9 protein-coding genes are annotated in these 11,994 nt (G+C 29.0%); 5 read left to right on the forward strand and 4 right to left on the reverse strand.

Annotation, left to right across the window (positions count from 1 at the left end; all coding sequences use genetic code 11):
• Positions 1-299: 299 nt before the first annotated feature.
• Positions 300-1,505 (reverse strand): 2-oxoglutarate dehydrogenase complex dihydrolipoyllysine-residue succinyltransferase, encoded by a 1,206-nt coding sequence (gene odhB, locus EDL80_RS04605; RefSeq protein WP_158407002.1) that lies wholly within the window; start codon positions 1,503-1,505, stop codon positions 300-302.
• A gap of 688 nt (positions 1,506-2,193) precedes the next feature.
• Positions 2,194-2,709 (reverse strand): gamma carbonic anhydrase family protein, encoded by a 516-nt coding sequence (locus EDL80_RS04610; protein WP_158407003.1) that lies wholly within the window; start codon positions 2,707-2,709, stop codon positions 2,194-2,196.
• Between the two features lie 968 nt (positions 2,710-3,677).
• Between EDL80_RS04610 and EDL80_RS04615 the strand changes: the two genes are divergently transcribed.
• Positions 3,678-4,814 (forward strand): D-alanyl-D-alanine carboxypeptidase family protein, encoded by a 1,137-nt coding sequence (locus EDL80_RS04615; RefSeq protein ID WP_196492735.1) that lies wholly within the window; start codon positions 3,678-3,680, stop codon positions 4,812-4,814.
• A gap of 497 nt (positions 4,815-5,311) precedes the next feature.
• Here the strand turns inward: EDL80_RS04615 and EDL80_RS04620 are convergent, their stop codons facing one another.
• Together EDL80_RS04620 and EDL80_RS04625 are read right to left on the reverse strand one after the other, a co-directional pair.
• Positions 5,312-6,535 (reverse strand): protein-disulfide reductase DsbD family protein, encoded by a 1,224-nt coding sequence (locus tag EDL80_RS04620; protein ID WP_230957203.1) that lies wholly within the window; start codon positions 6,533-6,535, stop codon positions 5,312-5,314.
• Positions 6,536-7,113: 578 nt separating this feature from the next.
• Positions 7,114-7,395, reverse strand: a complete 282-nt coding sequence (locus EDL80_RS04625) for a succinate dehydrogenase assembly factor 2 (protein WP_158407005.1) — start codon at positions 7,393-7,395, stop codon at positions 7,114-7,116.
• A gap of 119 nt (positions 7,396-7,514) precedes the next feature.
• Between EDL80_RS04625 and rseP the strand changes: the two genes are divergently transcribed.
• From rseP to fabZ, 4 genes are read left to right on the forward strand one after another with little or no spacing between them, the layout of a single operon-like run.
• Entirely contained in the window at positions 7,515-8,657 is a 1,143-nt protein-coding gene (gene rseP / locus EDL80_RS04630; RefSeq protein WP_158407006.1) for an RIP metalloprotease RseP, read from the forward strand.
• A gap of 4 nt (positions 8,658-8,661) precedes the next feature.
• Entirely contained in the window at positions 8,662-10,977 is a 2,316-nt protein-coding gene (gene bamA, locus EDL80_RS04635) for an outer membrane protein assembly factor BamA (protein ID WP_158407007.1), read from the forward strand.
• Between the two features lie 11 nt (positions 10,978-10,988).
• Positions 10,989-11,537 (forward strand): OmpH family outer membrane protein, encoded by a 549-nt coding sequence (locus EDL80_RS04640; RefSeq protein ID WP_158407008.1) that lies wholly within the window; start codon positions 10,989-10,991, stop codon positions 11,535-11,537.
• Positions 11,538-11,546: 9 nt separating this feature from the next.
• Positions 11,547-11,984 (forward strand): 3-hydroxyacyl-ACP dehydratase FabZ, encoded by a 438-nt coding sequence (gene fabZ, locus EDL80_RS04645; RefSeq protein WP_158407009.1) that lies wholly within the window; start codon positions 11,547-11,549, stop codon positions 11,982-11,984.
• The last annotated feature ends 10 nt before the right edge of the window (positions 11,985-11,994 follow it).

Genomic DNA, 11,994 nt, shown 5'->3' on the forward strand with positions numbered 1-11,994 from the left:
AACACTTACATAAAGATTTTAATATAATTTTAGTATCAAAAATAATAACTAATTACTTCTTTTATACAACGTACATAACTTCTTTATATATCCTTGATACAATACAAACATTTAAGTCATAATTATATAGATAAAAAAACCAGTAATAATATAAGTACAATAAAGCATTTATTTTAGTAATCAGGAAAAGGGTGACCCTTATATTATCTAGAATTTACCTATTAAAACTATTGTATGAACATATATAAATTTTCAAAAATATCATACAACTAGTATAATTAATAAAACACTGATATTTTCTACACTTCTAAAAACATTCTACTTGGATCTTCTATATATTGCTTAACTCTTACTAAAAATGTCACAGCACCCTGTCCATCAACAATTCTATGATCATAAGACAGAGCAATATACATCATAGGCCTAATTTCTATAGAATTGTCATTAACTACAACTGGACGTTTTTGTATCGAATGCATTCCTAAAATACCGGACTGAGGAGGATTAATTATAGGAGTAGATAATAAGGACCCATATACCCCACCATTAGTAATAGTAAAAGTAGCACCAGCCATATCTGAAACCTCTAATTTCCCTTCCCTAGCTTTTTTCCCTAAAGAAGCTAAAGTTAATTCAAGCTCAGCAAAAGACATTTTATCAGCATCACGTATTACTGGAACAACTAAACCTTTATCTGTTCCTACAGCAATACCTATATCATAATAATGTTTATATATAATCTCATTACCAGAGATTTCCGCGTTAATTACTGGTAACTCTTTTAATGCCAATACTACAGCCCTTATGAAAAAAGACATAAATCCAAGTTTGATCCCATATTTCTTTTCAAAGGTTTCTCTATATTGCACACGAAGATCCATAACATTCTTCATATCCACTTCATTAAATGTAGTTAATATTGCAGCAGTATTTTGAGATTCCTTAAGCCTTGCAGCAATCACTTGTCTAATTTTACTCATCTTGACACGTTCTTCCCTTTTCTCCTGAGAAATAACAGAAGATTGACTAGAAAGAGTATTACCCTGCGAAGTTACATTAATATGATCTAAAACATCAGACTTTGTAATTCTCCCTCCGACACTAGAACCACTGATTTGACTGCGATCAATTGAATTTTCTGCCATCATTTTTACTGCAGAAGGAGCATCTTTTTTCTGTATAAATGCTTGGATATCATCATTAACAACATTACTACTATCTGGCTTAGAACCCTGAGCTTGAGGTTGAATTACACCTGACAATTTAGCAGTATTGATTGTACATAGAAGGTGATCACGTCCTATAACATCTTCATCTACTACAAACACTTGATTAACAATGCCATCTACAGGAGATATAATTTCAAGAGAAGTTTTATCAGTTTCAATGATAAACAATACATTACCTTGCTTAACATCATCACCAATATTAACTAACACTCGAATCGGAGCTTCTAATATTGACTCACCACCAAGATTCTCAGCCCTTACCTGTATTTCACTCATAACTGTACCACAAAAAATTCCAAGATTATACTTAATACAAAAAACCACCTATGTACTATTTAATTATACCCATAGTACATATAAATCCAGCATCAAAAGATGATGTACACCCCATAGCATAAATCATAGAAATTCCCATTGTCAATAAATTAGCACATTATTTGACTTACAATTACATATCATTAATTTAACTAAATACAATAAATCAGTAATAACTATCACTATAACAATACACATCAAACTAACAGACTAATTAAAATATCTAGGAAAATTGACAAAAAACTCTAGTTAACACTTCACACACTTGAAGTAATATATTTTAGCACATTACATATGGCTTCATAATTTATTTTGCAAATAGATTGAAAATAATTATAGCCAAATATCATTTCCTCTATTACAAATAATCATATAATGTAAATTGAAAACATAAATCTTGTTTAACTTACATTAGATACAACAATACTACTTACAGACTTTAACTAAACTGACATATTCACAAAAAATAAATACGTTTTAATTCACTTACTTATCACACAAACAATCATGCATTACTTCATATAGTTATTAAACATCAATTGAAAATACAGATCTCATCCTACTCATAAAAAACACAACAATATTGTTATGGACTCTTATTGCACTATATATCATTTAACAGTCAAAGATAAATATGTTTAATTTTAATTTACTTACAAACTAGATAATCACGAGCGAGTTCGATATAGTTATCAGCAGATTTACTAATTTCTTCAATTTCTTCATTAGATAACATCCTGAAAAATTTTGCAGGTCTACCAGCCCATAATTCACCAGTTTTCACAATTTTACCTTTTGTAACTAACGATCCTGCAGCTATCATTGCATTCTTTTCAATTACAACATTATCCATAATAATAGATCCCATTCCAACAAATACATAATCATGAATTTCGCAAGCATGCAATATACAGCCATGTCCAACTGTTACCATACTGCCAATGTTTGTATCACCATGATTTCTATCGACATGTATTACCGTATTATCTTGTATATTAGTACCCATACCAATAACAATTCTACCCACATCTCCACGTAATACTGAGTTATACCATATACTACACCTCATACTTATATGAACATCACCTATAATTACAGCAGTAGATGCAACAAATACTTCACTACTTATATTAGGAACTATACATTTATAATTGAATATATTCATAGCTAACTCATTTCATTTGATTAACGATACATAATACATTTGATACAACACTTATTATCAATCTAGTTAAAAATACTAATCTACATAATCTTGTTACAAATCAAAAGACACTTCCTATTATGTAACATTTTTGTTCTTTAAAGTAACACATTAATCTTAAGATTAATTATCAAATAAATTTATCACAGTAAAATATTCAAATTGTACGGTATGGTAGGATATTTAAAGCTAATAGATACTATATATCCCAAAGTTCCCATTTCAATATTAAGCTTGATATAAAATATTTGCAGCATATGTCATGACGCTACTTATATCAATTTATTTATTTATTAATACATCTGAATAATAAAAGTATATATTCCTTATGACCCATAAAGTTCGTGTTTGTTATTTTCAGAATGCAGTTGCAAATAACTACTACAAAAACCTTATTTATAACATAATAATATCCCCCATAATATTATATACACTACAACTTATAATGTTGTATTATTCTAGCCAATAATTACTATCACATAATCTAAATATACCTTTTCACAGTATCATAAACATAAACAATATATACTTAATTATACAAGACTTACAAAAAGTATAGAAAGTATAGAATGTTCATTATTACTAAATATAAAAACACTATCTTATCGGAATTTTAAACAACTCTAAAATATATAAGCTACTATTATAGTATTTTTATAGATAAAACTACCACCTAGTATTTCCATTAAGAATTTCATCATATGTATAACAGAGAAGAAGTCTTTTGATTTTTCAAAATATCCATTACATAACAAAACAATTAAGACATAGAATTAAAAAACACATTTATCTTACTAAAACTAAAGATACAAACTTTAATAGTTTATAAGGTAATATATACTTTTATTATTCAGATGTATTAATAAATAAATTGATATAAGTAGCGTCATGACATATACTATAAATATTTCTCTATCAAGATATTTATAATGTTACGCAATTTTGTTATTGTATTTTTATATATTTTTACTTTCATTTTATCACCTATAAGCAATAGTTATGCAACAGACATACAAACTAAAGCATCCGAGGTAGCAATATTTGACCTTTCTTCACATATAATGTTATTTGAGCATAACATAGATAAAAAAATCAACCTATCTCTTATGAATAACCTTATGGAGCTATATATTGCATTTTCATACATGAAACCAGGTTTTGTAAGAATGGAAGACAAATACATAGCAAGTAAGGAAGCATGGCAGAAAGGTGGTGCTTCTATTTTCCTAAGAGCAGGACAACCAGTAGTGGTACGTGACTTACTTGACGGAATTATTGCACTATCTGCAAATGATGCATCGATTACCCTCGCAGAAGGTATATCCGGTTCCCAAGAAAATTTTGTTAAAGAAATGAACCAAATGGCAACAAAACTACATCTTACAGCTTCACACTTTACTAACGTTACAGGACTACCACACAACAACCAAACAACTTCAGCACGTGACGCAATAACACTAGCACAAAGATTGTTTAATGATTTCCCAGAATATTATTACTTATTCTCAACAAAAAATTTAAAATTCAATAATATATATCAGCAAAGTACCAATACATTACTAGACAGCAATATGAATATTGATGGTATGATAGTAGGAAGTATTGAAAAAGGTAATTATGGAGCTATCATATCAATACAAAAACACGGTAAAAGAGTTTTCATATTAGTTAATGGACTAAAAAGCCAAGAAGAACTTTTATCAGAAGCACAAATGTTAGTTAATCATGTTTATGATAATTTTAGTACAAAGACTATATTTGAAAAAGGAAATAAAATTGAAGAAATAATGGTTAACGGTGGAAAAACTATAGGGGTAACTGTAAAAGACAATGTCACTATTTCATATCCTAAAGACTCATATCACAACATTAAGATTTTTGTTTCACACAATAATGAAGCAGTATCTATTCCAGTAAAAAAAGGACAGGAAGTAGGTAAACTGCATATTCAAATACCAGGTCTTACAGAAAAAACTATTCCTGTATATGCAATGGAATGCATATCTAACACCAATTTTTTTGTGAAAATGCTAGATATGCTTCCTTTTAAAAATAAAGAGAATTAAAAACTGTATACACACATATAATGATTAGGTTCACTAAAACTAATAGTTACATTCATAAAGGCAGCTCATGTTTTAAAATCAAACAAGTAGCTTCTAGTTTTGAAAATGCATCTATTTCAAAATAACCTATATATTACTGTAAACTTCAAGATTATCTACAAATGAAGTAACTAGGTTTACATAATGAATGTTCTCTAGTTACCACAGCATATTTAAAGCAATTTACACTTGCAATTCTTTGTAAAGTCAATACATCACAAGATTAACATACCTTTTGAAAAATTCACATTTAACATAACTTTTATATTAAACTTATTAGGAATTTCTAAAAAAGACATCAAACTTACAACACGAGCTTGACTAAACTAAAAAATAAGCTCAGTTCTTTAATGATAAGCTTATCACTATAGACATATCAGGAATTAAAGTACAATAATCTAAACACAACACCATTACATGTAATAAAACAGCAAGGTTTATACAATACAAACATCACATCACTTCACATACTTATTTACTGTATCAATCACTATCTTCTCAGTTAACATTTGTGGCAAAGTTTTAACCTTCTCTCCATTTACATACAATACATAAAGTGGAACACCTTCTTTATCAAGTTTATTAATATACGAGGTAATCTCAGAATTTTCACTAGTTAGATCACCTTTCATATAAATAACTCCTTTTTTCGCAAACAGTGCTTTTATAGTATCCAATTGAAAAATTCTTTCATTAACTCTACATGTTAAGCACCAGTCAGCACCTAAAGACAATAATATTGTTTTCTTCTCCTCAAGAAGTTTAGTTAGTGTCGCCTGAGAAAATTCTAATACCTCCATATCAGTAGTTTTACCCTGAGTAATCAATTCTTTCACCTTATGAAAATACAAAGGAGAAATTGCAAGTGTGACTATAACTAAACAAATTAGAATCTTACTTATAAGTTTTCTATTATTAATTAATTTCATAACCCATATCCCCATTACAAATAATATAACACTAGACAAAACAGGGAAGAGTAATTCTATGCCCTTCTGCTTAATTAATACACAAAGTAACCAAGTTGCTGAAAAGTAAAGAGGAAATGCTAAAAATTGTTGTAAAATTTTCATCCACTCACCTGGCTTAGGAAGTACACTTAATAACTGCGGAAAAAATGATAACACCAGATAAGGCAATGCTATCCCAAAACCAAGAGCTTGAAAAATCAACAATGAATATAACCATGGTTGATTTAAAGCATATACTATAGCAGATACCATAAATGGAGCAGTACATGGAGTTGCAACCAATGTAGATATCATCCCCACAATAAAACTACCTATTATTCCTTCCTTTTCAGCGTTACTACTAGTAATATTGGGAAAAATAAACGGTAAATGATAGAAACCTGAAAATGATAATCCCATAAGGAACATAATATACATTAACCCTGTAATCAATATTGGAGATTGCATATGATATCCCCATCCTATTACATATCCAAAATAACGAAATATTAGTAATATCACAGACAACGCAAGCATACTCACCATGACTCCACATGTATATGCTATACCATCAACTCTTATTAATGACTTTTTTGAATGTTGCACATTTTTAACTATTGACATTATTTTTAATGACAACACAGGAAATACGCATGGCATACAATTGAGGATTATCCCCCCAATTAAAGAACATGCTAAAACGTACACTAAATCCATATTTAAAAAAAACATTACTATACTAAAGTTAAAAGTAACTATATCACACTTTATCAATCTTCCAATTTTAACAACTATAAGTTTGTATACTTAATAAACCATTAATACTAGAAATTTAAAAATTGATCTTTAAATAAATAAGTATAAACTCAATAAATTTATCTAGAACTATAGAGGTAAGAGCTAAACCCATTAAACTATATTTCTTACCATTATACATCAAAGTTAATAATTAACAAACCTTATTAAAAGCCATATATTTAGCAATAACTTAAACCTTTTAATATCAAGAAAGTAACTATGCAAATTCAAAACACTACTCTAACTGACAAACACTATGTTATGAATATTCAATAAACCATAGATAAACCTTATATCCGATAATTTACAACCTAAATGTATAAAACAATACATAAACACATTAACATATATACTAGACTAAAAAATTTCATATCTCACAAAAATTAACATAGGATAACTAGATAATATAAGTTCTTCAATTTATTGAATACTATATAGCTTGGTATAATAAAAATATAAAAGATTTCTTACTATAAGTCTTAACTTATTAGAATATTATTAGAATATAGATTTTATTTTGAAAACTTTAATTTCACAATAGATTCATTAAAATCCACAATATTTCTTACGAGATTACGATCCAAACATTCCGGAATTAATTCTTCTCCTGTGATATACTTATAAAGCTGGTAGTCACTGGTATTAACAACCTTTTCATATTCATCAACATCTTCATTAGATAACAAATAAATATGATGCAAAGCAAAATTACCTAGAATTATATCCATTTCCTTACATCCCCTATGTAAACTCCTATATAGTAATCGCTTACGCTTTTCCAATAAAGTATCCATACCTCTCATCTCATACACTATATTGACCTCATTAAAATTATTACATATTATATTGTCAATTATATAAATATACTATATCATCCCAATAGCTTCTTTTATTACATGCTAGTAATTTTACTATGATAAGTAGTATTAATGGTTTATATAACATATTAAACAGTAGTTCTTTTTATTTACTGTCATTTCTTGCGATAATGTCTGTAATAGTCTTTGTACATGAGTACGGCCATTATATTGTAGCAAAGTTGTGTAGTGTTAAAATTGAAGTCTTTTCTATAGGGTTTGGTCCTGAGCTATTTGGCATTAATGATAAATCAGGAACCAGGTGGAAATTCAGTTTAATACCATTAGGTGGATATGTCAAAATGCTGGGAGACGATGATCCATCAAGCACTACTGGAAATTCTAGTAGTTTATCAGAAGATAAAAAACAATATGCATTTTGTGAGAAATCTTTGTTACAGAAATCTCTTATTGCATTTGCTGGTCCATTTGCAAACATAATATTTAGTTTAGTATTACTTACAGTATTGTTTAATGTACAGGGTGTTTTACGCCATAATGCAACAATAGGTGATGTTATAGAAAACAGTGCAGCAGCACGTGCTGGCCTAGTAACAGGAGACATTATCCTTGAAATTAACAATCATGAAATTAAATGGTTCGAACAAATTAAGGAATATATAGAAAAATATGCAAAAGATAACCAAGAATTAACTATCAAGTATTCACACAACGGAAGTATACATGTTGTTAAGGTAAGACCAACATTAAGAGAGACAGAAGGGAATGCAGGTAAAATTAAAGCAAAACCTTTCCTAGGTGTAGTAATGAGCAATCTTCCTAGTAACTATAAATTACAAAAGCTAGCCCTGGGTAAATCTTTTGTCCAATCAATAAATTATACCTATTTACTATCTAAATCAATTTTTCAAGTATTGGGACAGATATTAACTGGAAAGCGCAGCCTTACTGAATTAGGTGGACCCATACGTATAGCTCAATATTCAGGTGAATCAGTAAAACAGAACCAAGTGTTACTATGTATGGCTATGATCTCTATTAATTTAGGTATAATGAACTTACTTCCTATTCCAATGTTAGATGGAGGACATATTTTTCAATATCTAATTCAGGCGATATTACGACGTAAGGAAGTTAACCCTAAATATCAAAGATATGCAGCTACTATTGGATTAATGCTGTTGCTATCTTTGATGATTTTTGTCACGTTTAATGATGTAAGGAATATTTTTAAGTAGTTTTATGCAGTATGTTATCGTTGTTTTAATGTTATTATTTTCTTCTTGTGTTTATGCAGAAGCTACCGACACTAAGGTAAAACAAGTTCAAATTAATGGTAATCACAGGTTAGATTATAAAACTATATATTTTTACTCAAAAATTAACTTACAAGATAATATTAAAGAAAGTACTATAAATCAGATCATAAAAAATTTATACTCCACTCAACTATTTTCAGATGTTGAAGTATATGTTAACAAGGACAATTACTTAATAATCAATGTAAAAGAAAATCCTATAGTTAATGATATATTTTTTTACGGCAATAAAGAATTCAATAACAAAACTTTACAAAACGACATACTAAAATTAAAGAAACTCGCTGTTTTTACAAAATCAAAGTTACAACGTGATATTTCAGATTTAGTGCTGCTGTACCAGACCAAAGGTAAACTAGGAGTCACAATTTCTCATGAGATACAAGCATTAGATAATAACAAAGTTAATATCATTTTAAGAATAAATGAGGGACCAACATCAAGAATAAAAAATATCAAGTTTGTAGGAAATAAATTCTTCCCCAGCACAACATTAAAGAAAACTATATTATCAACAGAGTATTATCCATATAAAATATTCAACAGTAACACAAAATTTGCACCTGAAAGACTAATGCTTGATCAAGCTGCATTGTACAACTTTTATGCATCTAAAGGCTTTATAGATTTTAAAGTCAAGTCTGCAATTCCAGAAATAACTAGTGATAAAAACATCAATCTAATTTTTTCTATTGAAGAAGGAATACAATACAAATTTGGTAATAGCAACATAGTTATAGACAAACAAACTGACAATACTCATTTAAAAGACGAACTCACAAAACTTATACTGTCAAAAAGTGAAGATACATTTAACCCAGAAATTGTAAACAGTTCTGTTGAAAAAATAACATGGCATTTAAGTAATAATGGTAATTTCTTTTCAGATGTAAAGCACGAATATCATACAAGAGATGGTATGGTTGATGTAGATTATATTATCTATACAGGTAATAAGGTTTACATAAATAATATCAATATTACAAATAACCAGAACACTATAGATAAAGTAATTAGACAAAAACTTAATATTTCTGAAGGCGATATATATAATGCTAGTGTAATCAACAGATCTTATAAAAATATTTTAGGTTTAGGTTTTTTTGAATCTGTAAATGTACAAAACCATAAAATAAATGACAGCTTAGTTGACTTAAATTTTCAAGTCAAAGAAAAAGGTACTGGATCATTTGATATAGCAGCAGGTTTTTCTTCCATTACTGGGCTTGTAGGTAAGGTAAACATACAAGAAAGAAATTTATTTGGAACTGGTAAAATTTTATCTCTACATCTAGAAAAATCATCTTCCTCATTATCCAGCAGTATAGACTTTGCAGTACCAAACTTTCTAGACACTGATTCATCAGTAGGTTTTGGATTATTTTATTCACATCAAAATAAACCAAGTATGGAAAAGATCAATAGTAGCTTCATTGATATAATCAAAAACAATTCAGATGCTGCATTCAGTAGTAGCAGTGCTGGTTTTATGCTGCATACATCACATAACATTACAGATGACTTGGGACTTTCGTTAAATTATTCTTATAAGCATATAAACATATTCAACGTCAAGCCTACTGCTTCTGAAATAATAAAAGAACAAGCAGGTGAAAACATAGATTCATCATTAGGTTATTCTTTACAATTCCGTAAATTTGACAATGTATCTAAAATACATGATGGATATTTACTGAAGCTTCGCCAAAACTTTTCCGGTATTGGTGGGACTTTACATTATATAAAAACTGAAGGATCAGTATATTACAGTAAAGAATTACTATCAAAGTTAAGCCATGATATACTTTTTACCGCTAAAGCATCAATGGGATATGTGTTTTCATATAAAAGTGATGAAAATGTAAAAATTAGTCAAAGATTCATAATTGGTAGTAACGAGATTAGAGGTTTTCATCAATCAGGTATAGGACCACGAGATAAAAAAAGTTTAGATGCATTAGGTGGAAAATTTTACTTTAGTATAATAAATCAAGTAGATTTCCCAATAGGGTTACCAGAAGACCTAGGAATTAAAGGTTCTGTTTTTATTGACGCAGCAACTTTATTTGGGCTTGACTATACTAATAAAGAGTATTATGAAAGTAAAGCTCTAAGACTTTCAGCTGGGTTTGGATTTTCTTGGCGGTCCCCATTTGGGCCAATGAGACTAGACTTTGGTTTCCCTATATTAAAGGAAGACCATGATGTTGTAGACATAATAAGGTTTTCAATGCAATAAAAGAGGTTTTTATGCAATTAAAATTATTTCTAACCACCCTTTTAGTACTTTTTGGAATTAATTTCCAAGCTGTAGCAAAAAGTGATCAGGTTATTCCTCTAGCTTTTATTGATCGTGATGTCATCATATCCGATGCATTATCAGTAAAAAGTATTCGGACACAATTAGATGATAAAAGAACAGAACTACAGAAAGACTTTGCAGCAAGAGAAGAAGAACTACATAAATTGGAAGAAGAATTAAGTAAACAGAAATCGCTTTTAAGCCCTGAAGCTTTTGATAAAAAGGTGAATGATTTTAAAGCAAAGGTATCAGATTTACAACAAGAGATTTCAAGTAAAGGATCAGAATTGGAAAACATGTACATGAATGCTATGGAGATAGTGTACAATAAAATAAAAAACATATCAGCAAAAATAGCTAAAGAAAATAACATCAGTGTAGTACTTTTTCTAGTAAAAAAGAATCAGGTATTCTACGCAGCTGATGGCATAGATTTTTCTAATCAAGTATTAGAAAGATTAAATAAGGAATTACCAAATGTAGAAATAAAGAAATAGGTTATATACATGCAGTTTAATATTCAAGACATTATTAGAATGTTACCACATTCTTATCCATTTCTATTACTTGATAAAGTAACTGCATGTGTTCCCAATGAATCTGCAATAGCAGTAAAAAATGTAACTTTCAATGAACCCTTTTTTACTGGACATTTCCCTAGTAATCCTGTTATGCCGGGTGTACTTATTGTGGAAGCTATGGCACAAGCATGTCTGGTATGCATAATGAGTAATTTTCAGTGCAACTTTGAAAATTATTCTGTATATTTTATGTCAATAGAACTAGCAAAATTCCGTAAGCCTGTTATTCCAGGTGATGTATTGACTATTGAAACAAATGTAATACACAAAAGGAAGGACACTTGCAGATTTCAATGCTTTGCACGTGTAGAAGAAGCGTTAGCTTCTGAAGCACAGATCTTAGCAATGATTAAAAAAAATTAGTATAAATATT

The sequence above is a fragment of the Ehrlichia ruminantium genome (genome assembly GCF_009728835.1).
Classification (GTDB): Bacteria; Pseudomonadota; Alphaproteobacteria; order Rickettsiales; family Anaplasmataceae; genus Ehrlichia; species Ehrlichia ruminantium_B.